The organism is Pseudomonas sp. LAMO17WK12:I1 (genome assembly GCF_900177315.1).
Taxonomy (GTDB): domain Bacteria; phylum Pseudomonadota; class Gammaproteobacteria; order Pseudomonadales; family Pseudomonadaceae; genus Aquipseudomonas; species Aquipseudomonas marginalis.
Genome location: NZ_FWZV01000006.1, coordinates 38589 through 64206, shown reverse-complemented (window position 1 = coordinate 64206; position 25618 = coordinate 38589). Strand labels below are relative to the sequence as shown.

Below are 25618 nucleotides of genomic sequence, written 5' to 3'. Positions count from 1 at the left end.
CAAATCGGCCAAAACAGGCCATAAGGTACACTCCACCCCTGAAAACCCCACCGCACCCTGCGGTTTAAAGGTTTTGACGGGAGGAAATGTGAGTAACCGAGGTGAGCAGTCACTGCTCAAGCAATCGACGATCCTGATGTTCGCGGTAGCGATCGCCGGGATTGTCACGGGTGTGATATCTGGCGCCCAATCCATTCTGTTCGACGGCTTTTTCTCGCTGATCGCCACCGCCATCAAGGTGTTGATGCTGATCACGGCCAAGCTGATCGCCAAGAAAAGCAACGAGCGCTTCCAGTTCGGCTATTGGCATCTGGAGCCCATGGTGCTGCTGATCGAAGGCAGCTTCCTGCTGCTGATCGCCATCTATGCGTTCCTGAACGGTGTGTTCGGCATTATCAATGGCGGGCGCGAGATCGAGTTGGGCCTGGTGATCATCTACGCGGCGGTGTTTACCGTGGTCGAGTTCGCCTACTTCTTCTATGTGCGCTATCGCAACCGCAGGCTGAAATCCTCGCTGATCCAGTTCGACAACATCAGTTGGCTGGTGGACGCGATGCTCTCGGTGGGCCTGCTGGTCAGCTTTCTCGCCGCGCTGTTGCTCAAGTCCCAGGGCTATGGCGAGTGGGCGGTGTATGTCGACCCATTGATCCTGATCCTGCTGGCCCTGAGCATGCTGGCACCGGCGTTCAAGATCCTGCGCCCGGCGTTGCGCGAGGTGCTGGGGATCGCGCCGGATCACCTGGATGACAAAGTGCGCGAGGTGATGGACGCGGCGCAGGCCAGGCATGGGTTCGATGACTACGTGCCCTACGTGCAAAAGCACGGTCGGGCGCGGTTTATCGAAATCCATGTGGTGCTGCCGGCGGATTACCCGGTGGATAACGTCGCGACCCTGGATGGGCTGCGTGAAGAGATATCCACAGGGCTCGGCGCACCGGATGCGGCGCGCTGGCTGACGATCAGCTTTACCGGGGATCGCAAGTGGATTGCGTGATGGGTCGTTAGACCGAGGCCCTGCAGGTCACCCGAGAGGCTGGATCAGCCCCTGGTAGCAGGTTGCCAAATGATAAGGGGTGGTCGATGGCATATCCCGTCGGCTCACCGCGCCGTTGGCATCCAGGCATTCATGCCAGCCTTTCTCATGCAGGAAATGCTGTTGCAGCGCCAGCAGCTGGCGCTGCAGCACCGCCTCACTGCCAGGGCGCAAGGTCAGTGCCCGCAGGTACTCGGCCTGGGCCCAGATACGCTGGGTGCCGTCGCGCACGCTGCCGTCGAGTGCCAACATGCCGCTGACCGCTCCGGTCGCGCTGTCCACACCCTTTTGCTCAGCGTAGGCAAACGCCCGCGTCAGTGACGCATGCAGCGGGGTGCCGCGCAGCACGGGCGACGATTCGAGCAAAAAGAACCACTCGAACTGGTGCCCCGGCTCAAACCAGTTATCCACAGCGCCCAGCGGCTTTTCCATCATCACGCCGTGCCGGCGGTTGATGAAACGCTGCTGCATGGCCGTCGCCAAGGCCAGCAGGGCCGCTTGCACAGGGGCATCCTCGCGCACCGCGAGGGTGGCGAGGAAACCTTCGGCCAGGTGCATCAACGGGTTTTGCAGCGGGCCGGACTGGAGGGACGACCAGTTGCGTTCCAGCACCGCCTCGTACAGGCCGTCCTCGGTGGCGAAGCGCTGGGCGACGACTTCGAGGGCGGCGTTCAGCACCGATTCCACCAGCGGTTCACGCACCTTGGCCCAGTAATGGGCGCAGGCAAAGATGATGAAGGCGTGGGTGTAGAGGTCTTTGCGCTTGTCCAGCGGCTGGCCGGCGGGGTCGACGCTGTAGAACCAGCCGCCGTGTTCGGCATCGTGGAAATGCCGTTGCAGGGAGCGGAACAGCACCGCCGCGCGCTCTTCAGCGAAAGCCGCCCCTGGCGCGCCGATCAGGCTGGCGAACAGGTACAACTGCCGCGCGCAGGCCATGGCGCGGTAGCGTTGCGGCGGCAGTGGGCGGTGATCGGCGTCCAGCGCCTCATAGGGCAGCGCCAATTCGGCATTCCAGCCCGGGCCCTGCCAGAGCGGCACGATCAGGGTGTGGAAGTGCGTGAGCACGGCATTCAACGAAGGCTGGGGGGCGGAGCTTGGAGCGATGGGCATCGGCTGGCGTCGTCACGGCAGGGGTGTAGGCGCGCATGGTAGCAGGCTTGGGAACTGTGGTGTCTGCGCCACCGCTATCGGGGGCAAGCCCCCTCCCACTTTTGACTGCGTTCCACAGGTGGAACTCGGTCGAATGTGAGGGAACTTGCCCCGATAAGGGCCTTATAAGCGCTGCAAATCTTAGCCTGCCAGCAACCACACCCCAGTCGCCGCCGAAGCCGCTCCGGCAATCCGCACCAGCGGCGCCGCTGCGGCCGGCAGCCAGCGCACCAGCGCATACCCGGCCGCGTGCAGTGCAGCGGTCGCGCCGACAAAACCGGCGGCATACGCCCAAGGGCTCGACATGTCCGGCAGCTCCAAGCCATGGGCCACACCATGGAACAACGCAAACAACGCCGTCGCACCCATGGCCATGAACAACGGCGGACGCACCGCCAGTGCCACCGCCAGGCCCAGGGCCAGCACCGAGGCGGCGATCCCGCTTTCCAGCGCGGGCAATTGCAGCCCTTCAAAACCCAGCACGCCGCCCATCAGCATGGTGCCGACAAAGGTGCACGGCAGGGCCCAGCGCGCGGCACCCTTTTGTTGCGCGGCCCACAGGCCGACCGCAAGCATGGCCAGCAGGTGGTCGAGGCCGCCCAGCGGGTGGCTGATACCGGCCACCAGGCCGTTGTCGCCGTGGCCAGGGTGAGCGAAGGCCAGGGCGGGCGCGAGCAGCAGGGTGGCGGCTGCGAGGAGTTTATTGAGGTTCATAAACAGGTTCCTTATGGGTTGATCAGGCGGCGGTCAGCAGGCCTTGGCGTTCGATGAAGGCGACGATTTCTTCCAGGCCTACCCCGGTTTTCTGGTTGCTGAACACAAAGGGTTTGCCGTTGCGCATGCGCTGGGTGTCGCTGTTCATCAGCTCCAGCGACGCGCCCACCAGCGGCGCCAGGTCGATCTTGTTGATCACCAGCAGGTCGGATTTGCAAATACCAGGCCCGCCTTTGCGCGGCAGCTTGTCGCCGGCGGACACATCGATCACATAGATGGTCAGGTCCGACAGCTCCGGGCTGAAGGTGGCCGACAGGTTATCGCCGCCGGACTCCACCAGGATCAGGTCCAGGCCGGGAAAGCGGCGGTTGAGTTGGTCCACCGCTTCCAGATTGATCGAGGCGTCCTCGCGAATCGCCGTGTGCGGGCAGCCGCCGGTTTCCACGCCGATGATGCGCTCCGGCGCCAGGGCCTGGTTGCGCACCAGGAAGTCGGCGTCTTCGCGGGTGTAGATGTCGTTGGTGACCACCGCCAGGTTGTAGCGATCGCGCAGCGCGAGGCACAGGGCCAGGGTCAGGGCGGTCTTGCCGGAGCCGACCGGGCCACCGATACCGACACGCAGGGGTTGTGTGTTCATGTCTGATTCTCCAAAAAAACCTTAGGAACGGAACAGGCGGCTGTACTGGCGCTCGTGGGCCATGCTCGCCAAGGACAGGCCGAAGGCGGCGCTGCCGAAATGCTGGGGGTCGATGCGGGCGGCGTCCTGCCGGGCCTGTTGCAGCTGGGGCAGCAGCTCGCTGGTCAGGCGTTGCGCGGCTTGCTGGCCCAGGGGCAGGGTTTTCATCAGCACGGCCAATTGGTTTTCCAGCCAGCTCCAGAGCCAGGCGGCGAGGGCGTCGTCGGCGCTGATCGCCCAGGCGCGCGCGGCCAGTGCCCAGCCGAGGGCCAAGTGCGGTTCGCGGCGTTGCTCCAGGAAGCGGCGGGCGTCGCTGTCCAGTTCCGGCAGGCCATTGAGCAACTGCTGCAGGGAATAACCCATCTGCCGACTTTCCTGATACAGCTCCCGGGTTTCGCGGCTGGCTTGATGCGCTTCGCACAGCTGCGCCAACGCTGGCCAGTCCTGCTCTGCGGCGGCGCGGCAATGGGCGAGCAACAGCGGAGCTTCGAAGCGCGCGAGGTTGAGCAGCAATTGGTCGCTGATCCAGCGCCGAGCGCTGGCGGCATCGTTGACGCGGCCGTTCTCCACGGCCATTTCCAGGCCCTGGGAATAGCTGTAGCCGCCAATCGGCAATTGCGGACTGGCCAGACGCAACAGCGCCCAGGCTGGGTTCATAGACGTACGCCGAACTGATGCAGCTTGGGCGGGTAGTTGAAATCTTCATCGCCATGCCGGGAGTGGTGGTGACCGCCGCCATAGGCGCCGTGTTCCGGTTGGAACGGCGCCTCGATGGTTTCGGTGTGGGCGCCCAGTTGCTCAAGCATGGCCTTGAGCACGTAGTCATCGAGCAGGCGCAACCAGCCGTCTCCCACTTGCAAGGCCACATGGCGGTTGCCGAGGTGGTAGGCGGTGCGGGTCAGTTCAAACGCGTTGCTGCAGGTGACGTGTAGCAGGTGTTCAGGGCGGGCGCACACGCGTACGACACGTCCGTCTTCGGCTTGCAGGAATTCGCCATCGTGCAGCGGCGGCTGGCCGCGCTCCAGAAACAGGCCGACGTCTTCACCGTCGGCACTGAAACAGCGCAGGCGGCTCTTGCTGCGTGCTTCGAAATTCAGCAGCAGCTCAGCGGCCCAGAGGGCTTGGGGGGCGATTCGGCGGTGGATCACCAGCATCAGGAAGCTTCCAGCTATGAGCGATGGAAGTGCTAGAGCAAGGGCCTTGCCAATCAGGTATTGATGTAGGAATTCTCTGTCGGTGCGCGAGGAGATGCCACTGAATAGGGCGGGGTTGAGTGCTGCGAGTGCTTACTGTTGGTGCGCTGCCGGCTATTCAGCACTTAAATGGTGCTCTTTTTGTTGGCGAGTGGTGTTTATCACATCAAGTTCCTTCCGTTTTTTTCGTATATGGGATTTTCGGATTTGTCCTACTGGATGTAAGGATTCGGCGTTCATCTGCTTACGCGCCAGACCGTTAGGATTTGCGCCGTGCTAAACATCCACGGCGAGTTCCAGTATGTTCAAATCAATTGTGTGTTTATTCATTTTCAGTCTTTACCTGGTCACTCCCTCGTCCTCGGCCAATATCCAGCCGCGCGGGGCAGCCCCTCTCGAGATCGCGACGCCCCTGCAGTCGCTGCAAAAGCGCCCAGCCATCGACAATGTGATCGACCGCGCCCATCAATTGCTGGGCACCTCGTATAAATGGGGCGGGAACACCGTGGAGCAGGGCTTCGACTGCAGCAGCTTGCTGGTCTACCTGTTCAGGACCGAAGCCAATATCCGTATACCCCGCACCACGGCGGCGATGCACCGTTCCAACGCCATGACGATCAAGCGTAACGCGCTCAAACCTGGGGATGCGGTGTTCTTCAAAGGTAACGGGCGCAGTCAGGTCAGCCATGTCGGCCTTTATATAGGCGAGGGCAAATTCATTCATTCGCCGCGCGCCGGCAAGACGGTGCGAATCGACTCACTGAGCAATCGCTACTGGAACAAGAACTACAGTACCGCCAAGCGCTTTCACTCGGCGGGATAGCCGGCTTACTCCGTACTGCCCAGGCCTTGCCAATGCTTGAGGCCGATAAAGATAAAGCGCAGTTGCTGGGTGATTTTCGCCTGGGGCGTGAGGTGGGCAGGCAAGGCCTGGGCCGGTGGATCAATGATGTCGGGAAGGGTGGCGAACACGCTCTTGACGATCAGGTCGGCCATTACATGCAGGCCATCGGCGTCCAGGTGCTGCAACTTGGGCATCAGGGTCAGGTCGGCCGCCAGGTCGCGGGTGATGTCTTCACGCAGGGCACCGATGGCTTGGCGCACCGCCAGGCAACCGCCGTATTGCTCGCGGGCCAGGAACAGGAATTGCGAGCGGTTGGCCGAGACCACATCGAGAAAAATCCGCACTGAGGCATCGATAATGCCGCCCATCACGAATTCGTTGTGGCGCACCAGGCGAATGGTGGCGCGAAAGGTCTGGCCCACCTCACTCACCAATACAAGTCCAAGCTGGTCCATATCGGCAAAGTGGCGATAGAAGCCGGTGGGGACAATGCCTGCGGCCTTGGCCACTTCACGCAGGCTCAGGCTGCCAAACCCACGGCCACACTCCATCAGATGGCGGGCAGCGTCCATCAGGGCGAGGCGGGTCTGTTGCTTCTGTTCGGCACGGGGCAGCATGGGCGGGCGGGCTTTGTCGGCAAGTACAGCGACGCACTCTAGCAAAACAGCTTCATTGACGTCGAACTTGGCGGGGAATAGGTGGGGAGTGTTGCGTGACAGGCGCTACAAAAAGTCAAAAGCCCGGTCGGTAGATCGGGCTTTTTTCTGGGCCACCACAGGGTCAGCTCTGAGCTTGATGCAGTTCTTGCAGGCGATCAGCACCACCTTCGGCAACACCTTCGGTGTAGGCACGTTCGTTGGCTTGTTCCGCACCACCTTCAACCAGGCCTTTCTGTTCCAGGCGATCACGGCCACCTTCGGCAACACCTTCAGTGTAGGCACGCTTGTTGGCGTGTTCCGAACCGTTTTCAGCGACAGCACCTTTGGCGTAGTCACGGTTCTCGTCTTCTTGCGAACCGCTGCGGGCCAGGGGCTGGTTGAAGTGAACGGCGTCGGCCTTGGCTTGTGGGGTAACCTGTTCGGCGGCTGGCAGGGCAAAGGCGCTGGAAGCCAGGATGGATAACAGGACGGTAGCAAGTACTTGGCGTTTCATGATGGGTTGCTCCTTGGGAGGGCGATAAAGTGGGTACGGGGCTAATGCTACTCTCGATAAGTCGATATAAAAGTTCATAAACACAATGGTAATAATCAACAGAATTGATTGTTCTTCAGGGAGGCTCTAGATCGGGCCTCTCAAGCACGCGGTTTTGCACCGAGGTGGGTATTTTCGACACGAATCCGGGTAACAATGGTGCGCCGTGGAGGATCGAATCTGTCGAAACGGTCAGGAAAGCAGGTTTTCAAGGGTAAATCGGAGATTGGGTTAAACCCACGAGCGGTTTGCCAGTCGTAGTTTTATAAGCTGTCCTACAGGTGTTGGTTCAGCCGGTCGTATTCAGGAGTCCTGTGCAATGACGCGCACTCGTAAAATCGTCATGTGGAGCTGCGCCAGCTTCGTTGTGTTAATCGCTGTGGTGGTACTGGTCCTGGTGTTCTTTGACTGGAACCGCATCAAACCGCCCCTCAATGCCAAAGTCTCCGAAGAACTGCATCGCCCGTTTGCCATCAACGGTAACCTGGCGGTGGTGTGGGCGCGTGAGCCCGATGAAGGCGGCTGGCGCGCCTGGGTGCCGTGGCCCCATGTGATTGCCGAGGACCTGACCCTGGGCAACCCCGACTGGTCGAAAAAACCGCAGATGGTCACGCTGAAAAAGGTCGAGCTGCGCATTTCGCCGCTGGCGTTGCTGGTGCAGCGCGTGGTGATCCCGCGTATCGACCTCACCGAACCGAGTGCCGAGTTGCAGCGCCTGGCCGATGGCCGCGCCAACTGGACGTTCACGTTCGACCCCAAGGACCCCGACGCCGAACCTTCCAACTGGGTGGTGGACATCGGCGCCATTGGCTTCGACAAAGGCCACGTGACCCTCGACGACCAGACCCTCAAGACTCAGTTGGACGTGATCATCGACCCCCTGGGCAAGCCGATTCCGTTCGGCGAAATCGTCGGCGACGCCGATGCCAGGAAGGCCCTGGAAAAAGGCTCCGCGCCCCAGGACTATGCGTTCGCCCTCAAGGTCAGGGGCCAATACCACGGCCAGAAACTCGACGGCAGCGGCAAGATCGGTGGCCTGCTGGCCCTGCAGGACGCGGCCAGGCCGTTTCCGCTGCAAGCCCAGGTCAGGATTGCCGATACCAGCATCGCGTTGGCCGGCACCTTGACCGACCCGTTGAACCTCGGCGCCCTGGACCTGCGCCTGAAACTGTCCGGCAGCAGCCTGGGTAACCTCTACCCGCTGACCGGCGTCACCTTGCCGGATTCGCCGGCCTACTCGACTGACGGCCACTTGATCGCCAAGTTGCACGAGGCCAGCGGCGCGTCATTCAGCTACGAAAACTTCAACGGCAAGATCGGCAACAGCGATATTCACGGCAACCTCGCCTATGTCGCCAGCCAGCCACGTCCCAAGCTCAGCGGTGCGTTGGTGTCCAACCAATTGCTGATGAGCGACCTCGCCCCCCTGATCGGTGCCGACTCCAACGCCAAGCAAAAAGCGCGTGGCGGTGAGAGCAAACAGCCGGCGACCAAAGTGCTGCCGGTGGAAGAGTTCCGCACCGAGCGCTGGCGCGACATGGATGCCGATGTGGAATTCACCGGCAAACGCATCGTGCACAGTGCCGAGTTGCCCTTCACCGACCTGTATACTCACCTGGTGCTCAACGACGGCGAACTGAGCCTGGAACCTCTGCGATTCGGCGTGGCCGGCGGCAAGCTGGATGCGCAGATCCGCTTGAACGGCCGCACCACGCCGATGGAAGGCAGCGCCAAACTGACTGCGCGCAACTTCAAGCTCAAGCAGTTGTTCCCGACCTTCGAACCGATGAAAACCAGCTTTGGTGAACTCAACGGCGATGCCGATATTTCCGGGCGTGGCAACTCCGTCGCGGCGCTGCTGGGCACCTCCAACGGTGACCTGAAGATGCTGATCAACGACGGCGCCATCAGCCGTGGCCTGATGGAAATTGCCGGGCTCAACGTGGGCAACTACGTGGTGGGTCGCCTGTTCGGCGACAAGGAAGTGAAGATCAACTGCGCGGCGGCGGACTTCGGGATCAAGACCGGCCTGGCAACCACGCGCTTGTTTGTGTTCGATACCGAGAACGCGATCATCTATATCGATGGCACCGCCAACATGGCCACCGAACAGCTCGACCTGACCATCACCCCCGAGTCCAAGGGCTTCCGCCTGTTTTCCCTGCGTTCGCCGTTGTACGTCAATGGCCCGTTCATCAAGCCCAATGCGGGTGTAAAGGCCATCCCCCTGGCCCTGCGGGGCGCGGGCATGGTGGCACTGGGCGTGATCGCCGGCCCGGCAGCGGGTCTGTTGGCGCTGGTGGCACCGAGCGCCGATGCGCCGAACCAGTGTGCACCGTTGTTGCAGCAGATGAAGGAAGGCAAGGCGCCGAAGACGGTGAAGGGCTAGCATATAGAACACAAACCCCAATGTGGGAGGGGGCTTGCCCCCGATGACGGAGTGTCAGTCACCAGATGCAGTGGCTGAAACGACGCATCGGGGGCAAGCCCCCTCCCACATGTTTTGAATTGCGCTGCTTAGAGACTTTCGAGGATGTCGGCCATATCGTCCGCATGCTCTTCTTCCTGAGCCAGGATCTCTTCAAACAGACGGCGCGTGGTCGGATCCTTATCACCGATGTACTGGATGATTTCGCGGTAGCTGTCCACCGCGATCCGCTCGGCCACCAGGTCTTCGTAGACCATTTCCTTCAAGCTGTTACCGGCCACGTATTGGGCATGGGAGTTCTTCGACAGCAGGTCCGGGTTGAACTCCGGCTCGCCGCCCAGCTGCACGATGCGTTCGGCGAGTTTGTCGGCGTGCTCGGCTTCCTGGGTGGCGTGTTCGAGGAATTCCTGCGCGGCGACGGCAGCTTTAACGCCGCTGGCCATGAAGTAGTGGCGCTTGTAGCGCAGCACACACACCAGTTCAGTGGCCAGGGAGCCGTTGAGCAGGCGGATGATCTCTTCGCGGTCGGCGTCATAGCCCTCGGTCACGGCACCGTTTTCGACGTTCTGGCGGGCGCGGCTGCGCAGGGTCGCAACGTCAGTCAAGTTTGCTTCAGTCATCTCAATCTCCTGGGGCTAATCCGGTTTTACGCCACGCTCTGTCGGCGTGATCGCTCCCAGTTGTGAGTCACGGGCGCAGCAAAAAGTTTTATTGGATTTGCCAGGCGTGTCATCAGCGCGTCGCCGGAATTGGGCTAGCCTGCCATCATCCTCTCTTGATCAAGGACGTTCGCTTCATGTCGCAGTCGTTAGCCACGCGTTATCCCTTGGTGCTGGTGCCCGGCATGCTCGGGTTTGTGCGCCTGGGGTTCTTCCCCTACTGGTATGGCATTGTCCCGGCACTGCGGGCGGGTGGGGCGCAGGTGTTTCCCATCCAGGTGGCGCCGCTGGACTCCAGCGAGGTGCGTGGCGAGCAGTTGCTGGCGCAGATCGAGCGGATTCGCCTTGAGACCGGCGCCGACAAGGTCAACCTGATCGGCCATAGCCAGGGCGCGCTGACCGCCCGTTATGCGGCGGCCAAGCGCCCGGAGTGGGTGGCGTCGGTGACGTCGGTGGCCGGGCCCAACCACGGTTCGGAACTGGCGGACCATATCCACGCCCATTATCCGGCCGACAGCGTGAAGGGCCGGCTGATGAGCGCGCTGTTTCATCTGGTTGCAACGGTGATGAGCCTGCTGGAAACCGGCTATCGCGGCCCGCGTTTCAAGGCGGACTTGCAGGCGTCCCACCATTCCCTGACCAGCGCAGGCGTGGCGCTGTTCAACCGCAAGTATCCCCAAGGGTTGCCGCATACCTGGGGCGGGCACGGGGCGGAGGTGGACAATGGCGTGCGCTACTACTCATGGTCCGGCACCTTGCAACCGGGCAAGACCGATCGCGGACGCAACCTGCTGGACGGGACGAATCGCAGCTGCCGATTGTTCGCCCGCAGCTTCGTGCGCGAGAAGGGCCAGTGCGACGGCATGGTCGGGCGCTGCAGCTCGCACCTGGGGCGGGTGATCGGCGATGACTACGCCCTGGACCACTTCGATATCGTCAACCAATCCATGGGCCTGGTCGGCAAGGGCGCCGAGCCGATTCGGTTGTTCGTCGAGCATGCCCAGCGCCTGAAGGCGGCCGGGGTTTAAGCCTGGCGGCGCACCGGCGTGGTCCAGCGCTCCGACAAAATCACCCCGCCCAAGGTCAGCAAACCGCCCACCAGGTGATACAACGCCAATTCTTCCCTGAGCACCACGGCCGCAATCAATGCGGTAATCAACGGCAGCAGGTTGAAAAACAACGTGGTGCGGCTGGGGCCCAGGGTCTTCACCGAGTGCATCCACGCCAGTGGCGCCAGCATCGAAGCCAGCAAGCATGCATAGAGCACCAGCGGAATATTCGTCCAGCCCAGGCCGGCTTTTGCCGAGAACAGAAACAGCGGAAACAGCACCACCACCGCCACCAGCACCTGCAGATACAGGAGCACCAGCGGCGGCAGGCGCAGTTGCCATTTTTTCAACAGGGTGCTGTAGACCGCGTACGCCAGGGTCGCGACCAGCATCATCGCATCGCCCAGGTTCACGCCGTGCTGCAGCAACGCGCCGAGGCTGCCGGCCGACACCACCACCACTACCCCTGCGAATGACAGCACCGCCCCCGTCAGTGCGCCCAAGGTCAGGCGCTGGCCCAGGCTGATGATGGCCGCCGTCAAGGCCATCAACGGCATCAACGACAGGATGATGCCCATATTGGTGGCGCTGGTCAGCGAGGCAGCGTAGTACGCCAGGCTCTGGTACACCGCCATGCCCAGCACGCCAAGGATGCCGATCTTGCCCAGGTTCGGGCGGATCAGCGGCCAGTGGGCGATGACCGGCTTGAGCATGAACGGCGTAAAGAGCAGGGCCGCCAGCAACCAGCGATAAAAGCCGATTTCAGCCGGGAAGATCGAACCCACGGCCAGTTTATTGACCACGGTATTGCCGGCCCAGATAAAGATGGCCAGCAGGGGATACGCGTATTGCATCGAAAGAAACCAGATGTGTTGATGAGCCAGGATTATCCCTTGTCTGGATCGAAGCCTATACTGCGATCCAGACAAACGACCTCTGTATCCAGACAATATGGCCCGACACACCGTACGCCTTGCGGATTTTGGCAGCCTGCCAAGCCCCGTGTACTTCCGTTACTCCGACTTTGCCCCCGACACGGAGTGCACCCCGCACCAGCATGTCTGGGGCTCGCTGGACTACTCCGCCAGTGGCGTAATGCGCATGGAAGTGGCCGGCAACCGCTTTATGTCGCCACCGCAGTACGCGGTGTGGATCCCACCCAATACCGAACACAGTTCCTACAATGCCCAGGCGATTGTCTACCGTTCGGTGGGCCTTTCACCGCAGCTTTGCGAGCAATTACCCCAGCAGCCCTGCACCCTGGCGATCAGCGACATCCTCAAGGCCATCCTCAGCGACTTCGCCCAGCGTGACGTCAATATCCCGCACACCGACGCCGATATTCGCCTGGCCCAGGTGCTGGTCGATCAGCTCAGGCAGGCGCCGATCCACGAGGGTTTTTTGCCCTACGCCCGCCACCCCGGGCTGCTCGGCGTGTTGGAAGGCATGCAGGCCGACCCCGCTGACAATCGCCCCCTGGCGCACTGGGCCGACCAGGTGCATGTGAGCGAGCGCACCCTGGCGCGACAATTTGTGCGCGAGCTGGGCATGAGCTTCGGCGAATGGCGCCAGCGCCTGCGCTACCTCGCCGCCATCGAAGCCCTCGACAGCGAGCGCAGTGTGCAAAATGTGGCGTTTGACCTCGGCTACAGCAGCGCCTCGGCGTTTATCGCGATGTTCCAGCGCCAGGCCGGCTGCACCCCGGAGCAGTACCGGCGGACGAATATTCGCAGCCGATGAAGATGTAACAAGGTTTGGCTACACTGCTGGGTAGGCCGTGCCTCCCGGCACGGTAACAGGGAGAAAACTCCATGAAGATGCTGCGTATTCCGCTGTTGATGATGGGCCTGCTGCTGTGTTCCCAGGGCTTTGCCGCCACTGCCCAGCAAAACAAGATGACCACCTGCAATGCCGAAGCCACTACCAAGACGCTCAAGGGCGACGAGCGCAAGGCTTTCATGAAAACCTGCCTGTCGGCGCCGGCGGCCAATGATGCGAAGACGCTCACCCCGCAACAGCAGAAGATGAAGGATTGCAATGCGTCGGCGAAAACCAAGGCGCTGACCGGCGATGCCCGCAAGACGTTCATGAGCACCTGCCTGAAGAATTGATAGCCCCAGGCCCCAGAAGGCTGCGACACTCGCACACAGCCCCTCTGTAGGAGCGAGCTTGCTCGCGAAGAACGCAATTACCCCGCGTTTATTCAGAATAAACGCGTTATCGTTGGCGACCTTCGCGAGCAAGCTCGCTCCTACACATCCTTTAACGCCGTTCGTTTTGAGGCTGTATGCCAACGTTTTCTCAGCGTCACGTGTTATTGCTGGCCAGCTACATCATCATTTTCGGCGGGTTGCTGCTGGTATTGCCGCTGAAATTGCTGCCCAGCCTGCTGGCCGGCCTGTTGGTCTATGAACTGGTCAACATGCTCACCCCCCAACTGCAACGGCTGATCGAAGGGCGCCGCGCGCGCTGGCTGGCGGTGGCCTTACTCGGCACCCTGATCGTCAGCGTGCTGGCCCTGATCTTCGCCGGCGCCATCAGCTTCCTGCTTCATGAAGCGGAAAACCCCGGGGCTTCCCTGGATAAATTCATGGGCGTAGTCGACCGCGCGCGCGGCCAACTGCCGCCGTTCCTCGATGCCTACCTGCCCGCCAGCGCGGCCGAGTTCCGTGTAGCCATCGGCGACTGGCTGAGCAAGCACCTGAGCGAACTGCAACTGGTCGGCAAAGACGCCGCCCACATGTTCGTCACCCTGCTGATCGGCATGGTGCTCGGCGCGATCATCGCCCTGCAGCGGGTGCCCGACCTGACCAAGCGCAAACCCCTGGCCGCGGCGCTGTTCGACCGCCTGCACCTGCTGGTCCAGGCCTTTCGCAATATCGTCTTCGCGCAGATCAAGATCGCCGCGCTCAACACCGCCTTCACCGCCGTGTTCCTCGCCGTGGTGCTTCCGCTGTGCGGCATCCACCTGCCGCTGACCAAGACCCTGATCGTGCTGACCTTCCTGCTCGGCCTGTTGCCGGTGATTGGCAACCTGATGTCCAACACCCTGATCACCATCGTCGCGCTGTCGTTGTCGATCTGGGTGGCGGTGGCGGCGCTGGGGTATCTGATCGTGATCCACAAGGTCGAGTACTTCCTCAACGCGCGCATCGTCGGCGGGCAGATCAGTGCCAAGTCGTGGGAGTTGCTCCTGGCGATGCTGGTGTTTGAAGCGGCGTTTGGTTTGCCGGGGGTGGTGGCGGGGCCGATTTACTATGCGTATCTGAAGAGTGAGCTGAAGCTCGGTGGTATGGTTTAAGGCGTGTGTTGCCTGGGCGGGCCCCATCGGGGGCAAGCCCCCTCCCACATTTACTGTGTCTACACAGGTCGACTTGTGAACACGGTCAGTGTGGGAGGGGGCTTGCCCCCGATGAAGTCGCCACGGTATTTCAGGTAAAACTCAGCAGCCGTAGCGCTTGCTCGCCTCGATCGCCAAACCACTGCCGATACTGCCGAAGATATTCCCCTCCACATGCCGGGCATTCGGCAGCATGGCCGAGATGCTGTGGCGCAGCGCCGGGATGCCGCTGGAACCGCCGGTGAAGAACACCGTGTCCACCTGGGCCACCTCCACGGAAGCGTCGGTGAGCAACTGCGTCACGCTGTTGCGCACGCGCTCCAGCAAGCCATCGATGGCCGACTCGAACAGTGCGCGGCTCAGGTCCACGCTCAACCCCGCTTCAACCCGGTCCAGCGGCACGTGGCGGCTGTCTTCGTGGGTGAGCTGGATCTTGGTCTCTTCCACTTCCATGGCCAGCCAGTGCCCGGCGCGCTGTTCGATCAGCTTGAACAGGCGATCGATGCCGCCGGTGTCTTCGATGTCATAGCGCATGCTGCCCAGGGCCAGCTGGGATTTCTGCGAGTACACCGAGTTGATGGTGTGCCAGGTCGCCAGGTTCATGTGGTGGCTGGTGGGCATGTAGGCACCGCTTTTCATGCGGCTGCCATAGCCGAACAGCGGCATCATGCCGGCCAGGGACAGTTGCTTGTCGAAGTCGGTCCCGCCGATGTGCACGCCGCCGGTGGCGAGGATGTCGTCCTGGCGGTTGTCGTTGTGGCGGCGCTCCGGGGACAGGCGCACCAGCGAGAAGTCGGACGTACCCCCGCCGATGTCGACGATCAGTACCAGCTCTTCCTTCTCGATGGTGGACTCGTAGTCGAACGCAGCGGCAATCGGTTCGTACTGGAACGAGATGTCCTTGAAACCGATCTTGCGCGCTACGTCGACCAGGGTGTTTTCGGCTTCCTGGTCGGCCATCGGGTCGTCATCGACGAAAAACACCGGGCGGCCCAGCACCACTTCTTCGAATTCGCGGCCGGCGGTGGCTTCGGCGCGGCTCTTGAGTTGGCCGATAAACAGCGCCAGCAGGTCGGTGAACGGCATCGCCGTGCCCAATACGCTGGTGTCGTGCTTGATCAACTTGGAACCCAGCAGGCTCTTGAGCGAGCGCATCAGCCGGCCTTCGTAGTTCTCCAGGTATTCGTGCAGGGCCAGGCGACCGTAGACCGGGCGGCGCTCCTCGAAGTTGAAGAACACCACCGACGGCAGGGTGATCTTGTCGTCCTCCAGCGCGATAAGCGTTTCCATGCCGGGGCGGATCCAGCCGACGGTGGAGTTGGACGTGCCGAAGTCGATACCGCAGGCACGGGCTGGGGATGGGTTTTTCATGTCTATCGGGTTCCGGTTGAAAAACGGCCGCGCAGTGTATGCCAGTCGAGGGCGGATGCGTAGGCCGACCATCCGTTAAATCGTGCTTGAAAGTTCAGCATTCGCCCCCACATCTGGTGCATACGGCAAGCGCCGATAACACTTTGACGCACCCCCAGGCCACAAGACTCAACAGGTGCAAACCAGCGCACGTTGTGCCCCGGGCTGTGCGATCTCGATTAAGGATGGTGAACCGCCGATGGATTTCAAAGACTACTACAAGATTCTGGGTGTCGAGCCGAGCGCCGATGACAAGGAAATCAAGGCCGCCTATCGCAAGCTCGCGCGCAAATATCACCCGGACGTGAGCAAGGAAAAAGACGCCGAAGCCAAGTTCAAGGACGCGTCCGAAGCCTATGAAGCGCTTAAAAGCGCCGACAAGCGCGCCGAATACGACGAACTGCGCAAATACGGCCAGCATGGCCAGCCGTTCCAGGGCCCGCCAGGTTGGCAGAGCCGTGGCGGGTTTGGCGGTGGCCAGGGCACCGAGGATTTTTCCGACTTCTTCAGCTCGATCTTTGGCGGGCGTGGCGATGCCTTCGGTGGCGGCCAGCGCCGTCCAACCGGGCGTAAAGGCCAGGACGTGGAGATGCAGCTGTCGGTGTTCCTCGAAGAGACACTGTCCACCGAGTCCAAGCAGATCAGCTTCCAGGTGCCGCAATACGACGCCTCGGGCCGGCATGTCAGCAACACCACCAAGAGCCTGAACGTGAAGATCCCCGCCGGCGTGGCCGACGGTGAGCGTATTCGCCTCAAGGGCCAGGGCGCACCGGGTGTTGGCGGCGGGGCCAACGGTGACCTGTACCTGATCGTCAAGTTTGCGCCGCACCCGAAGTTCGAAGTGGATGGCGAAAACCTGATCATCAACCTGCCGCTGGCGCCGTGGGAGTTGGCGTTGGGCGCGGAAGTGGCCGTGCCGACCCTGACCGGCAAGATCAACCTCAAGGTGCCGGCCGGCAGCCAGAACGGCCAGCGCATGCGCGCCAAGGGCCATGGTTTGCTGAACAAGGCCGGGCAGCGCGGCTTCCTGTACGTGCAGCTCAAGGCGGTGATGCCGCCGGCAGGCGATGACGACGTGAAAGCGTTGTGGCAGGAGCTGGCAAAAAAAGCCGCGTTCAATCCGCGCGAGCAGTTCTAAGGGGATTTGTGGTGAGGGCACAAGCTCCCTCACCACAGGTTTCAAGTCAGAACAGGAAATACCGCTGCGCCATCGGCAACACATCCGCCGGCTCACACCACAGCAGCACCCCGTCGGCCTTGACCTGATAGGTCTGTGGGTCCACCTCGATGTCCGGCAGGTAATCGTTGTGGATCAGGTCGGTTTTCTGCACATCGCGACACCCTTTCACCACCCCAATCTGTTTCTTCAGGCCCAGGGCTTGCGGCAAGCCTGCGTCCAGGGCTGCCTGGCTGATAAAGGTCAGGCTGGTGGCATGCAATGAGCTGCCGAAACTGGCGAACATCGGGCGATAGTGCACCGGCTGCGGGGTGGGGATCGATGCATTGGCATCGCCCATCAGGCTGGACGCAATCGCGCCGCCCTTGAGGATCAGGGTCGGCTTGATGCCGAAGAACGCCGGGCGCCACAGCACCAGGTCAGCCCACTTGCCCACTTCGATGGAACCGACGATATGGCTGATGCCGTGGGTGATCGCCGGGTTGATGGTGTACTTGGCGATGTAGCGCTTGGCGCGGAAGTTGTCGTTGCCGGGGCCGTCGCCGGGCAGGGCGCCGCGCTGTTTCTTCATCTTGTCGGCGGTCTGCCAGGTGCGCGTGATCACTTCACCGACGCGGCCCATGGCCTGGCTGTCGGAGCTGATCATCGAGAACGCGCCGAGGTCGTGCAGGATGTCTTCGGCGGCGATGGTCTCGCGGCGGATGCGGCTTTCGGCGAAGGCCACGTCTTCGGCAATGCTCGGGTCCAGGTGATGGCAGACCATCAACATGTCCAGGTGCTCGTCGATGGTGTTGCGCGTGAACGGCCGCGTCGGGTTGGTGGAGCTGGGCAGCACATTGGGAAAGCCGCAGGCCTTGATGATGTCCGGCGCGTGGCCGCCGCCGGCACCTTCGGTGTGGTAGGTGTGGATGGTGCGGCCCTTGAGCGCGGCCAGGGTGGTTTCGACAAAGCCGGATTCGTTGAGGGTGTCGCTGTGGATCGCCACCTGTACGTCGTACTGGTCGGCGACGCTCAGGCAGTTGTCGATGCTGGCGGGGGTGGTGCCCCAGTCTTCGTGCAGCTTCAAGCCGATGGCGCCGGCCTTGACCTGCTCGATCAACGGCTCGGGCAAGCTGGCGTTGCCCTTGCCGGTCAACCCTATGTTCATCGGGAACGAGTCGCTGGCCTGCAGCATGCGCGCCAGGTGCCAGGGCCCGGAGGTGCAGGTGGTGGCGTTGGTGCCGGTGGCCGGCCCGGTGCCGCCGCCGATCATGGTGGTGACGCCGCTGGTCAGCGCCTCTTCGATCTGCTGCGGGCAGATGAAATGCACGTGGGAGTCGATGCCGCCGGCGGTGAGGATCATGCCTTCGCCGGCGATCACTTCGGTGCTGGCGCCGATGGCCATGGTCACGCCGGGCTGGATATCCGGGTTACCGGCCTTGCCGATCGCGTGGATGCGGCCGTTCTTCAAGCCGACGTCGGCCTTGACGATGCCCCAGTGATCGATGATCAGCGCGTTGGTGATCAGGGTGTCGACGACTTCATGGGCGAGCAATTGGCTCTGGCCCTGGCCGTCGCGGATCACTTTGCCGCCGCCGAATTTCACTTCTTCGCCGTAGACGGTGAAGTCCTGCTCGACTTCGACGAACAGCTCGGTGTCGGCCAGGCGGACCTTGTCACCGACGGTGGGGCCGTACATGTCGGCGTAGGCTTGGCGGCTGATTTTCATGTGTGTGCCCTGAAATATTTGTGTTGAATGTGAAATCGCTATCGGGGGCAAGCCCCCTCCCACCTTTGGAATGCGTTCCCCTGTGGGAGGGGGCTTGCCCCCGATGAGGCCCTAAAGGTCGCCCATGATCCGCCCGGCAAACCCGAACACCCGCCGCCCGCCGCTCAAATCCACCAGCTCGACCTCACGGCTCTGCCCCGGCTCGAACCGCACCGCCGTGCCCGCCGGAATATTCAGGCGCATGCCGCGGCTCAATGGGCGGTCAAATGTCAGCGCGTCATTGGTCTCGAAAAAATGGTAGTGCGAACCCACCTGGATCGGCCGGTCGCCGCTGTTGGCCACGCTGAGGGTGACGGTGCGTCGGCCGACGTTGAGTTCGATCTCGCCAGGCTGGATCTGATATTCGCCAGGAATCATGCAGGTTGCCCCAGGGTCTTGAAGTAGATGGCGGTCGGGCTGTAGCGCCCGTCCGGGCTTTGGCAGTAGTCGGGCAGTTCACCGATCTTGGTGTAGCGCAGCGACTGGTAGAAGGCTTCGGCAGGCGAGCCGGCTTCGGTGTCCAGGTACAGCAGGCCGCGCTTGTGCTGACGCGCGGCGAGTTCCAGGGTGTTCATCAATTGTTGGCCCAGGCCGTGGCGCCGCGCGTTGCTGTGCACCAGCAGCTTTTGCACTTCGGCGCGGTTCAGGCCGTTGGCTTTCTGGCACAGCGCCAACTGTACGCTGGCGATCACCTGCTCATCGCGCACCACCACCCACAGCAACAGGCTGGCGTCTTCAATGCTCGCCTGTACCCCGTCCAGATAGGCACGGGCCTGGGCCTCATCGAAGTCGGCCATGAAACCCACCGACGCACCGTGCTTGACCGCATCCAGCAACAGCTCGATCAGGCCCCGACGGTAGTGGGCAAAACTTTCAGCATTGACTCGACGCAGTTGCGCGGCGTTCATCGAACTCACTCCTTGGGCGGTTGCGCGCCCGGATTCAATGTCAGTTGCATAAAGGTCAGGTCCAGCCAGCGGCCGAACTTGATGCCCACTTGGGGCATTTGCCCGGTGGTGACGAAACCCAGGCGTTCATGCAGGCGGATCGAGGCCCGGTTGCCGCTTTCGATGGCCGCCACCATTACGTGTTTGCCGCCACTGCGGGCGCGCTCGATCAGGGTTTGCATCAGGCGTGGGCCGAGGCCCTTGCCGCGCTGGTCGTTGCGTACGTACACCGAGTGTTCGACGCTGTAGCGAAAGCCTTCGAACGGGCGCCAGTCGCCGAATGAGGCGTAGCCGGTGACTTCATCGTTCTCCACTGCGACCAGGATCGGATAGCCCTGGGCCTGGCGTGCACTGAACCAGGCCTGGCGGTTGCCGAGGTCCACCGGTTGTTCGTTCCAGATTGCCGTGGTGTTGAGTACCGCGTCGTTGTAGATGTCGCGGATCGCCGGCAGGTCTTGCTCGGTTGCATCACGAATCATGGCCGTGCCTCACGCGATGGGTTGGTGGACGGTCACCAGCTTGGTGCCATCGGGGAAGGTGGCTTCCACCTGGATATCCGGGATCATTTCCGGGATGCCTTCCATCACCTGTTCACGGCTGAGCAGGGTGGTGCCGTAGTGCATCAGGTCGGCCACGGTGCGGCCATCGCGGGCGCCTTCCATCAAGGCGGCGGAGATATAGGCGATGGTTTCCGGGTAGTTGAGCTTCACACCGCGCGCCAGGCGCCGTTCGGCGACTAAGCCGGCGGTGAAGATCAGCAGTTTGTCTTTTTCCCGTGGGGTCAGGTCCATGGTTCAAGGTCCTTCAAAGAATGCATTCTTAAATACAACAGAGATCAAGTGTGGGAGGGGGCTTGCCCCCGATGGGGGGTGTCAGGCAATACATCTTTCACTGACCCACCGCCATCGGGGGCAAGCCCCCTCCCACATTTTGATCTTCATGTGCTCCATATTCGTGGTGAGACTGCTTCCCGTCCTAGCACCGCCGGGCGTAACAATTTCCATAAATCAATCAACCACCCCCGCGCCAGCAGCGCTTCGCTGGCCAGGCAGCGGGCGACCAGCAAGCCGGGCAGTTGGGTCAGGTCGCCGCGCACGGCGTGGGGCAGGGCGCGGCAGTGTTCGAGTAATTCGGGCTCGATATCGCCGGTCACCAGCAGCGTGGCGAACACCGGTTGGCCATCCAGGCCGATGGGCGAGTCGAGCAGGCCATCGGCGCCCACAATGCGCTGGCGCTCGTGCCAGAGCAACTGGCCGTCGCGGCGGATATCCAGGTGCGATTGAAAGTGGCCCAGGTCGAAGCGCTCGCCACTGGCCGGGCGCCCCAGGGCGATCACGTCCCAGTAGAACAGCCGGGCATCGCCGTGCAGGTCGATGCGGGTGCTGAGTTCGGCCTGGGCGGCGCTGAATACGATGGTTTCCTGGGGCAGCCATTCCAGGGTCGCGCCGGCTTCCACGGTGAGATCAAGTTGCTGATACGCCGGGCCGCTGGCGCGATACCACTTCGCCGCGCCGGGGCTGGTCAATTGCGCCCAGGCACCCTCGGCGACATGGGCGCGGATGTCCAGGCGGTCGCCGCCGGCAATCCCGCCGGGCGGGTGCACGATGATGTGCTGGCACACCTCGGGGCCTTCGGCGTACAGGTGCTTTTGCACCCGCAGCGGGCCAAGGTGACGGCGCATCACCGGGCGCGTGGTGTCGCCGAAACGCGCGTAGCCGAGGTCCAGCTCGGCGTGCCAGCTGGGGGTGAACAGGGCAGGGGAAACGGGCAGGTTCATGGTTTCTTGTGCTTATCGTCAGGACGCTACAGGTTAGATGGTAACCAAACCGCGCACACCCTCACTCTCCATATTTTCACCACGGCCCTGCTGCACGATTTCACCGCGCGACATCACCAGGTACTGGTCGGCCAGTTCGGCGGCAAAGTCGTAGAACTGCTCCACCAGCAGGATCGCCATATCGCCGCGCGCCGCGAGCTTCTTGATCACGGCGCCGATCTCCTTGATCACCGAGGGCTGGATGCCTTCGGTGGGCTCATCGAGGATCAACAGGCGCGGGCGGCTGGCCAGGGCGCGGCCGATGGCCAACTGTTGCTGCTGGCCGCCGGACAAATCGCCGCCACGTCGGTGCTTCATTTGCAGCAAAACCGGGAACAGTTCGTAGATAAACGCCGGCACTTCCTTGGCTTCGGAACCGGGAAAACGCGACAGCCCCATCAACAGGTTTTCTTCCACCGTCAGCCGCCCGAAAATCTCCCGGCCCTGGGGCACGTAGGCGATGCCGGCGTGCACGCGCTGGTGCGGCTTGAAGCCGGTGATGGCCTTGCCCTCCCAGTTCACCGCGCCTTCCTTGGCCGGCAGCAACCCCATCAGGCATTTGAGCAGGGTGGTCTTGCCCACGCCGTTACGGCCGAGCAGGCAGGTGACTTCGCCGATCTTCACGTCGAAGGACAGCCCGCGCAGGATGTGGCTACCGCCGTAGTACTGGTGCAGCTTGTCGACTTGCAGCATGTTCAGTTCTCCTTAGCGACCGAGGTAGACCTCGATCACCCGCTCATTTTCCTGCACCTGTTCCAGCGACCCTTCGGCCAGCACGCTGCCCTGGTGCAACACGGTGACGTGGTCGGCAATCGAGCCGACAAAGCCCATGTCGTGTTCCACCACCATCAACGAATGCTTGCCCGCCAGGCGCTTGAACAGTTCGGCGGTGAATTCGGTCTCGGCGTCGGTCATGCCCGCCACCGGTTCGTCCAGCAGCAACAGTTGCGGGTCTTGCATCAGCAGCATGCCGATTTCCAGGAACTGCTTCTGGCCGTGGGAGAGCAAGCCGGCGGGCCGATGCATTGAGGCGGTGAGGCGGATGGTATCGAGCACTTCATCGATTCCATCCTTTTGCTCGCCGCTCAGGCGCGCACGCAGGCTGGCCCACACTGACTTGTCGGTCTTCTGCGCCAGCTCCAGGTTTTCGAACACGCTCAGGGCTTCGAACACCGTGGGCTTCTGGAACTTGCGGCCGATGCCGGCCTGGGCGATCTGCACTTCGCTCATGCTGGTCAAGTCGAGGGTTTCGCCAAACCAGGCCTTGCCGTGGCTGGGCCGGGTCTTGCCGGTGATCACGTCCATCAGGGTGGTCTTGCCCGCGCCGTTGGGGCCGATGATGCAGCGCAATTCACCGACGCCGATGTACAGGTTCAAGTCGTTGAGCGCCTTGAACCCATCGAAGCTGACGCTGATATCTTCCAGGGTCAGGATGGTGCCGTGGCGGGTGTTCAGGCCGGTGCCTGCGGCCTGGCCGATGCCGATGGCATCGCGGCCGCTGCCCGCATCGAAAATAGGTTCGAGCATGACGTTCCTCATTTCTTCAACAGCCCGATAACGCCCTTGGGCAGGTACAGGGTGACGATGATGAACAGCGCCCCGAGGAAGAACAGCCAGTACTCCGGGAAGGCCACGGTGAACCAGCTCTTCATGCCGTTGACCACGCCGGCGCCGAGCAACGGCCCGATCAGCGTGCCACGCCCGCCCAGGGCCACCCACACGGCGGCTTCGATGGAGTTGGTCGGCGACATTTCACTCGGGTTGATGATGCCCACCTGCGGCACGTACAACGCGCCTGCCAGGCCGCACAGCACCGCGCTCAGCACCCACACGAACAGCTTGAAGCCGCGCGGGTCGTAGCCGCAGAACATCAGGCGGTTCTCGGCATCGCGCAGGGCGGTCAGCACCCGGCCGAACTTGCTCCGGGCCAGGCGCCAGCCGATGTACAGGCTCGCCACCAGCAGCACCACCGTGGCCACGAACAGCACGGCCCGCGTGCCCGGTTCGGTGATGCCGAAACCGAGGATGCTGCGGAAGTTGGTGAAGCCGTTATTGCCGCCGAACCCGGTCTCGTTGCGAAAGAACAACAGCATCCCGGCAAAGGTCAGCGCCTGGGTCATGATCGAGAAATACACGCCCTTGATCCGCGAGCGGAACGCGAAGAAACCGAACACCAGCGCCAGCACGCCCGGCGCCAGCACCACCAGGCACAGGGCCCAGAGGAAGTGCTCGGTGCCGACCCAATACCAGGGCAATTCGGTCCACGACAAAAACGTCATGAACGCCGGCAGCTCACTGCCTGCGGCCTGGCGCATCAGGTACATGCCCATGGCATAACCGCCGAGGGCAAAGAACAGGCCGTGGCCCAGGGACAACATCCCCGCGTAGCCCCACACCAGGTCCAGGGCCAGGGCGACAATGGCGTAGCAAAGGATCTTGCCCACCAGTGTCAGGGTGTAGGCCGATACATGCAGCGGGTTTTCCGGCGACAGCAGCGAACACACCGGCAGGGCCAGCAGCAGCAACAGCACCACCGCGCCGACTGCAATCGTCACCTGGGGGCCGGCCTTTTGCGTGGCCGTAAGCATCAATGGCTGGTTCATCAGTCGATCACCCGTCCTTTCAGTGCGAAGAGTCCCTGCGGGCGTTTCTGGATAAACAGAATGATCAGCGCGAGGATCAGGATCTTGCCGAGCACGGCACCGATCTGCGGTTCCAGGATCTTGTTGGCGATACCCAGGCCGAACCCTGCCATCACGCTGCCGGCCAACTGGCCGACGCCGCCGAGTACCACCACCAGGAACGAGTCGATGATATAGCTCTGGCCCAGGTCAGGGCCGACGTTGCCGATCTGGCTCAGCGCCACGCCGCCCAAGCCCGCGATACCGGAGCCCAGGCCAAACGCGAGCATGTCCACCCGCCCGGTGGGCACGCCGCAGCAGGCGGCCATGTTGCGGTTCTGGGTCACGGCGCGCACGTTGAGGCCCAGGCGCGTCTTGTTCAGCAGCAGCCAGGTGAGCACGACCACAAACAGCGCGAAGGCGATGATCACGATGCGGTTGTAGGGCAGCACCAGGTTGGGCAGCACCTGGATCCCGCCGGACAGCCACGCAGGGTTGGAGACCTCGACGTTCTGCGCACCGAACACCAGGCGCACCAGTTGGATCAGCATCAGGCTGATGCCCCAGGTGGCGAGCAGGGTTTCCAGCGGGCGTCCATACAGGTGACGAATCACCGTACGCTCCAGGGCCATGCCGATGGCGGCGGTGACGAAGAACGCCACCGGCAGTGCGATCAACGGGTAGAACTCGATGGCCTGGGGCACATAGCGCTGCATCAGCAGCTGCACCACGTAGGTGGAGTAGGCACCGAGCATCAGCATCTCGCCGTGGGCCATGTTGATCACGCCGAGCAGGCCGAAGGTGATCGCCAGGCCCAGGGCCGCCAGCAACAGGATCGAGCCCAGGGACATGCCGCTGAAGGCCTGGCCGAGGATCTCACCCAGCATCAGTTTGCGTTTGACCTGGGCCAGGCTGGTCTCGGCGGCGGTGTGCACGGCGGCGTCGGTTTCCACCCCGGGCTCCAGCAGCGCTTCGAGGCGCGTGCGGGCCAGCGGGTCGCCGGTACTGCCGAGCAGACGCACGGCGGCGAGGCGCACGGCCGGGTCGGTGTCGACCAGTTGCAGGTTGGCCAGGGCCAGGCTGAGGGCGGAGTGCACGTCCTCGTTGGTCTCGGCGGCGACCTGCTGGTCGAGGAATTTGAGTTGCGCCGGTTGCGCGCTTTTTTGCAGGGTGCGTGCCGCGGCCAGGCGCACCTTGGGGTCGGCGGCGAGCAGTTGCTGGCTGGCCTGCACGTTGTCGATCAAGCCGCGCAGGCGGTTGTTCAGGCGTACGGTCCTGGTCTCGCCGTTGAGCGTGAGCTGGCCCTGTTGCAGGGCGTCCACCAACTCGATGCGCGCCGGGTCGGGCTGGGCGGCCCAGTCCTGGAGGAGCTTGGCTTGTTGCGTCGGGTTGGCGGCCAGGAAGTCTTCGGCGTCGCCGGCATGTACCGCCAAAGGCAGCAATAGCAGGGCCGTGAGGATGAAACGGTGCAGGGCAGTGGGCATACAAATTGTCCTGATCGTACGCGGTCAATTGTGGGAGGGGGCTTGCCCCCGATTGCGGTGCATCAGTCAGCACATGCAGTGCCTGACACTCAGCTATCGGGGGCAAGTCGAATCGTCGCACCGCCCCTCCCACATTTTTG

The 25618-nt window shown here is 62.6% G+C and carries 28 protein-coding genes; 8 read left to right on the top strand and 20 right to left on the bottom strand.

Annotated features, from left to right (window positions below; all coding sequences use genetic code 11):
- Positions 1-88: 88 nt before the first annotated feature.
- Positions 89-994, top strand: a complete 906-nt coding sequence (locus tag B9N88_RS12720) for a cation diffusion facilitator family transporter (protein ID WP_027607706.1) — start codon at positions 89-91, stop codon at positions 992-994.
- A gap of 27 nt (positions 995-1021) precedes the next feature.
- Here the strand turns inward: B9N88_RS12720 and B9N88_RS12715 are convergent, their stop codons facing one another.
- From B9N88_RS12715 to ureE, 5 genes are all read right to left on the bottom strand, one after another.
- Positions 1022-2143 (bottom strand): AGE family epimerase/isomerase, encoded by a 1122-nt coding sequence (locus B9N88_RS12715; RefSeq protein ID WP_027607707.1) that lies wholly within the window; start codon positions 2141-2143, stop codon positions 1022-1024.
- A gap of 180 nt (positions 2144-2323) precedes the next feature.
- The gene (locus B9N88_RS12710; protein ID WP_027607708.1) at positions 2324-2896 is read right to left on the bottom strand and encodes a HupE/UreJ family protein; all 573 of its coding nucleotides are present in this window, start codon (positions 2894-2896) and stop codon (positions 2324-2326) included.
- A gap of 22 nt (positions 2897-2918) precedes the next feature.
- On the bottom strand, positions 2919-3533 hold the full coding sequence (ureG, locus tag B9N88_RS12705) for an urease accessory protein UreG (RefSeq protein ID WP_012721947.1): 615 nt from the start codon (positions 3531-3533) through the stop codon (positions 2919-2921).
- 21 nt (positions 3534-3554) lie between these two features.
- Positions 3555-4229: an urease accessory protein UreF gene (locus tag B9N88_RS12700; protein ID WP_027607709.1), complete on the bottom strand. Its 675-nt coding sequence runs from the start codon at positions 4227-4229 to the stop codon at positions 3555-3557.
- The gene (gene ureE, locus B9N88_RS12695) at positions 4226-4726 is read right to left on the bottom strand and encodes an urease accessory protein UreE (RefSeq protein WP_027607710.1); all 501 of its coding nucleotides are present in this window, start codon (positions 4724-4726) and stop codon (positions 4226-4228) included. Before ureE ends, B9N88_RS12700 begins: the two co-directional genes overlap by 4 nt.
- A 340-nt stretch (positions 4727-5066) precedes the next feature.
- Here ureE and B9N88_RS12690 point away from each other — a divergent pair, with 340 nt between their 5' ends.
- Complete coding sequence (locus B9N88_RS12690; protein ID WP_027607711.1) at positions 5067-5588, top strand: C40 family peptidase; 522 nt, start codon at positions 5067-5069, stop codon at positions 5586-5588.
- A gap of 5 nt (positions 5589-5593) precedes the next feature.
- On the opposite strand, the gene B9N88_RS12685 is transcribed toward B9N88_RS12690, so the two are convergent.
- Together B9N88_RS12685 and B9N88_RS12680 are read right to left on the bottom strand one after the other, a co-directional pair.
- On the bottom strand, positions 5594-6226 hold the full coding sequence (locus B9N88_RS12685; RefSeq protein WP_027607712.1) for a TetR family transcriptional regulator: 633 nt from the start codon (positions 6224-6226) through the stop codon (positions 5594-5596).
- Positions 6227-6389: 163 nt separating this feature from the next.
- A complete protein-coding gene (locus B9N88_RS12680) occupies positions 6390-6761 on the bottom strand; it encodes a hypothetical protein (RefSeq protein WP_027607713.1) in 372 nt (123 codons plus the stop codon).
- 358 nt (positions 6762-7119) lie between these two features.
- Here B9N88_RS12680 and B9N88_RS12675 point away from each other — a divergent pair, with 358 nt between their 5' ends.
- Positions 7120-9189: an AsmA family protein gene (locus B9N88_RS12675; protein ID WP_027607714.1), complete on the top strand. Its 2070-nt coding sequence runs from the start codon at positions 7120-7122 to the stop codon at positions 9187-9189.
- Positions 9190-9317: 128 nt separating this feature from the next.
- Here the strand turns inward: B9N88_RS12675 and B9N88_RS12670 are convergent, their stop codons facing one another.
- Complete coding sequence (locus B9N88_RS12670) at positions 9318-9848, bottom strand: ferritin-like domain-containing protein (RefSeq protein WP_027607715.1); 531 nt, start codon at positions 9846-9848, stop codon at positions 9318-9320.
- A 176-nt stretch (positions 9849-10024) separates the two neighbouring features.
- Here B9N88_RS12670 and B9N88_RS12665 point away from each other — a divergent pair, with 176 nt between their 5' ends.
- Entirely contained in the window at positions 10025-10915 is an 891-nt protein-coding gene (locus B9N88_RS12665) for an esterase/lipase family protein (RefSeq protein WP_027607716.1), read from the top strand.
- Here the strand turns inward: B9N88_RS12665 and B9N88_RS12660 are convergent.
- Entirely contained in the window at positions 10912-11790 is an 879-nt protein-coding gene (locus B9N88_RS12660; protein ID WP_027607717.1) for a DMT family transporter, read from the bottom strand. The two genes, B9N88_RS12665 and B9N88_RS12660, sit on opposite strands and share 4 nt — an antisense overlap.
- A gap of 97 nt (positions 11791-11887) precedes the next feature.
- Here B9N88_RS12660 and B9N88_RS12655 point away from each other — a divergent pair, with 97 nt between their 5' ends.
- The 3 genes from B9N88_RS12655 to B9N88_RS12645 all read left to right on the top strand — a co-directional run bounded on the left by B9N88_RS12655 (position 11888) and on the right by B9N88_RS12645 (position 14237).
- Complete coding sequence (locus B9N88_RS12655) at positions 11888-12676, top strand: AraC family transcriptional regulator (protein WP_027607718.1); 789 nt, start codon at positions 11888-11890, stop codon at positions 12674-12676.
- Positions 12677-12747: 71 nt separating this feature from the next.
- A complete protein-coding gene (locus tag B9N88_RS12650) occupies positions 12748-13047 on the top strand; it encodes a PsiF family protein (protein WP_027607719.1) in 300 nt (99 codons plus the stop codon).
- 176 nt (positions 13048-13223) lie between these two features.
- Positions 13224-14237, top strand: a complete 1014-nt coding sequence (locus B9N88_RS12645; protein ID WP_027607720.1) for an AI-2E family transporter — start codon at positions 13224-13226, stop codon at positions 14235-14237.
- A gap of 141 nt (positions 14238-14378) precedes the next feature.
- On the opposite strand, the gene B9N88_RS12640 is transcribed toward B9N88_RS12645, so the two are convergent.
- The gene (locus B9N88_RS12640; RefSeq protein ID WP_027607721.1) at positions 14379-15647 is read right to left on the bottom strand and encodes an Hsp70 family protein; all 1269 of its coding nucleotides are present in this window, start codon (positions 15645-15647) and stop codon (positions 14379-14381) included.
- A gap of 238 nt (positions 15648-15885) precedes the next feature.
- Between B9N88_RS12640 and B9N88_RS12635 the strand changes: the two genes are divergently transcribed.
- Positions 15886-16824 carry a DnaJ C-terminal domain-containing protein gene (locus tag B9N88_RS12635; protein ID WP_027607722.1) on the top strand — a complete coding sequence of 313 codons (939 nt, stop codon included), beginning with the start codon at positions 15886-15888 and terminating at the stop codon, positions 16822-16824.
- A gap of 46 nt (positions 16825-16870) precedes the next feature.
- Here the strand turns inward: B9N88_RS12635 and ureC are convergent, their stop codons facing one another.
- The 10 genes from ureC to urtB form a co-directional block, all read right to left on the bottom strand.
- Positions 16871-18571: an urease subunit alpha gene (gene ureC, locus B9N88_RS12630; RefSeq protein ID WP_027607723.1), complete on the bottom strand. Its 1701-nt coding sequence runs from the start codon at positions 18569-18571 to the stop codon at positions 16871-16873.
- Between the two features lie 111 nt (positions 18572-18682).
- Positions 18683-18988, bottom strand: a complete 306-nt coding sequence (locus B9N88_RS12625) for an urease subunit beta (RefSeq protein WP_027607724.1) — start codon at positions 18986-18988, stop codon at positions 18683-18685.
- The gene (locus tag B9N88_RS12620) at positions 18985-19518 is read right to left on the bottom strand and encodes a GNAT family N-acetyltransferase (protein ID WP_027607725.1); all 534 of its coding nucleotides are present in this window, start codon (positions 19516-19518) and stop codon (positions 18985-18987) included. The genes B9N88_RS12625 and B9N88_RS12620 overlap by 4 nt, the downstream gene beginning before the upstream one ends.
- A gap of 5 nt (positions 19519-19523) precedes the next feature.
- Positions 19524-20036: a GNAT family N-acetyltransferase gene (locus B9N88_RS12615; RefSeq protein ID WP_027607726.1), complete on the bottom strand. Its 513-nt coding sequence runs from the start codon at positions 20034-20036 to the stop codon at positions 19524-19526.
- Positions 20037-20045: 9 nt separating this feature from the next.
- Positions 20046-20348 (bottom strand): urease subunit gamma, encoded by a 303-nt coding sequence (ureA, locus tag B9N88_RS12610; protein WP_003171437.1) that lies wholly within the window; start codon positions 20346-20348, stop codon positions 20046-20048.
- Between the two features lie 146 nt (positions 20349-20494).
- The gene (locus B9N88_RS12605; protein WP_027607727.1) at positions 20495-21334 is read right to left on the bottom strand and encodes an urease accessory protein UreD; all 840 of its coding nucleotides are present in this window, start codon (positions 21332-21334) and stop codon (positions 20495-20497) included.
- A 33-nt stretch (positions 21335-21367) separates the two neighbouring features.
- Positions 21368-22066 carry an urea ABC transporter ATP-binding subunit UrtE gene (gene urtE / locus B9N88_RS12600; RefSeq protein WP_027607728.1) on the bottom strand — a complete coding sequence of 233 codons (699 nt, stop codon included), beginning with the start codon at positions 22064-22066 and terminating at the stop codon, positions 21368-21370.
- A gap of 12 nt (positions 22067-22078) precedes the next feature.
- Positions 22079-22912, bottom strand: coding sequence for an urea ABC transporter ATP-binding protein UrtD (gene urtD, locus B9N88_RS12595; protein ID WP_043293781.1), 834 nt, complete (start codon positions 22910-22912; stop codon positions 22079-22081).
- On the bottom strand, positions 22909-23976 hold the full coding sequence (gene urtC, locus B9N88_RS12590; protein WP_027607730.1) for an urea ABC transporter permease subunit UrtC: 1068 nt from the start codon (positions 23974-23976) through the stop codon (positions 22909-22911). Before urtC ends, urtD begins: the two co-directional genes overlap by 4 nt.
- Complete coding sequence (gene urtB / locus B9N88_RS12585; protein WP_027607731.1) at positions 23976-25478, bottom strand: urea ABC transporter permease subunit UrtB; 1503 nt, start codon at positions 25476-25478, stop codon at positions 23976-23978. The genes urtC and urtB overlap by 1 nt, the downstream gene beginning before the upstream one ends.
- Between the last annotated feature and the right edge of the window lie 140 nt (positions 25479-25618).

What these genes read in the sequence shown, in the direction of transcription:
- B9N88_RS12715 (WP_027607707.1), bottom strand. Translation starts at nt 2,143, where the DNA reads ATGCCCATCGCTCCAAGCTCCGCCCCCCAGCCTTCGTTGAATGCCGTG.
- B9N88_RS12710 (WP_027607708.1), bottom strand. Translation starts at nt 2,896, where the DNA reads ATGAACCTCAATAAACTCCTCGCAGCCGCCACCCTGCTGCTCGCGCCC.
- ureG (WP_012721947.1), bottom strand. Translation starts at nt 3,533, where the DNA reads ATGAACACACAACCCCTGCGTGTCGGTATCGGTGGCCCGGTCGGCTCC.
- B9N88_RS12700 (WP_027607709.1), bottom strand. Translation starts at nt 4,229, where the DNA reads ATGAACCCAGCCTGGGCGCTGTTGCGTCTGGCCAGTCCGCAATTGCCG.
- ureE (WP_027607710.1), bottom strand. Translation starts at nt 4,726, where the DNA reads ATGCTGGTGATCCACCGCCGAATCGCCCCCCAAGCCCTCTGGGCCGCT.
- B9N88_RS12690 (WP_027607711.1), top strand. Translation starts at nt 5,067, where the DNA reads ATGTTCAAATCAATTGTGTGTTTATTCATTTTCAGTCTTTACCTGGTC.
- B9N88_RS12685 (WP_027607712.1), bottom strand. Translation starts at nt 6,226, where the DNA reads ATGCTGCCCCGTGCCGAACAGAAGCAACAGACCCGCCTCGCCCTGATG.
- B9N88_RS12680 (WP_027607713.1), bottom strand. Translation starts at nt 6,761, where the DNA reads ATGAAACGCCAAGTACTTGCTACCGTCCTGTTATCCATCCTGGCTTCC.
- B9N88_RS12675 (WP_027607714.1), top strand. Translation starts at nt 7,120, where the DNA reads ATGACGCGCACTCGTAAAATCGTCATGTGGAGCTGCGCCAGCTTCGTT.
- B9N88_RS12670 (WP_027607715.1), bottom strand. Translation starts at nt 9,848, where the DNA reads ATGACTGAAGCAAACTTGACTGACGTTGCGACCCTGCGCAGCCGCGCC.
- B9N88_RS12665 (WP_027607716.1), top strand. Translation starts at nt 10,025, where the DNA reads ATGTCGCAGTCGTTAGCCACGCGTTATCCCTTGGTGCTGGTGCCCGGC.
- B9N88_RS12660 (WP_027607717.1), bottom strand. Translation starts at nt 11,790, where the DNA reads ATGCAATACGCGTATCCCCTGCTGGCCATCTTTATCTGGGCCGGCAAT.
- B9N88_RS12655 (WP_027607718.1), top strand. Translation starts at nt 11,888, where the DNA reads ATGGCCCGACACACCGTACGCCTTGCGGATTTTGGCAGCCTGCCAAGC.
- B9N88_RS12650 (WP_027607719.1), top strand. Translation starts at nt 12,748, where the DNA reads ATGAAGATGCTGCGTATTCCGCTGTTGATGATGGGCCTGCTGCTGTGT.
- B9N88_RS12645 (WP_027607720.1), top strand. Translation starts at nt 13,224, where the DNA reads ATGCCAACGTTTTCTCAGCGTCACGTGTTATTGCTGGCCAGCTACATC.
- B9N88_RS12640 (WP_027607721.1), bottom strand. Translation starts at nt 15,647, where the DNA reads ATGAAAAACCCATCCCCAGCCCGTGCCTGCGGTATCGACTTCGGCACG.
- B9N88_RS12635 (WP_027607722.1), top strand. Translation starts at nt 15,886, where the DNA reads ATGGATTTCAAAGACTACTACAAGATTCTGGGTGTCGAGCCGAGCGCC.
- ureC (WP_027607723.1), bottom strand. Translation starts at nt 18,571, where the DNA reads ATGAAAATCAGCCGCCAAGCCTACGCCGACATGTACGGCCCCACCGTC.
- B9N88_RS12625 (WP_027607724.1), bottom strand. Translation starts at nt 18,988, where the DNA reads ATGATTCCTGGCGAATATCAGATCCAGCCTGGCGAGATCGAACTCAAC.
- B9N88_RS12620 (WP_027607725.1), bottom strand. Translation starts at nt 19,518, where the DNA reads ATGAACGCCGCGCAACTGCGTCGAGTCAATGCTGAAAGTTTTGCCCAC.
- B9N88_RS12615 (WP_027607726.1), bottom strand. Translation starts at nt 20,036, where the DNA reads ATGATTCGTGATGCAACCGAGCAAGACCTGCCGGCGATCCGCGACATC.
- ureA (WP_003171437.1), bottom strand. Translation starts at nt 20,348, where the DNA reads ATGGACCTGACCCCACGGGAAAAAGACAAACTGCTGATCTTCACCGCC.
- B9N88_RS12605 (WP_027607727.1), bottom strand. Translation starts at nt 21,334, where the DNA reads ATGAACCTGCCCGTTTCCCCTGCCCTGTTCACCCCCAGCTGGCACGCC.
- urtE (WP_027607728.1), bottom strand. Translation starts at nt 22,066, where the DNA reads ATGCTGCAAGTCGACAAGCTGCACCAGTACTACGGCGGTAGCCACATC.
- urtD (WP_043293781.1), bottom strand. Translation starts at nt 22,912, where the DNA reads ATGAGGAACGTCATGCTCGAACCTATTTTCGATGCGGGCAGCGGCCGC.
- urtC (WP_027607730.1), bottom strand. Translation starts at nt 23,976, where the DNA reads ATGAACCAGCCATTGATGCTTACGGCCACGCAAAAGGCCGGCCCCCAG.
- urtB (WP_027607731.1), bottom strand. Translation starts at nt 25,478, where the DNA reads ATGCCCACTGCCCTGCACCGTTTCATCCTCACGGCCCTGCTATTGCTG.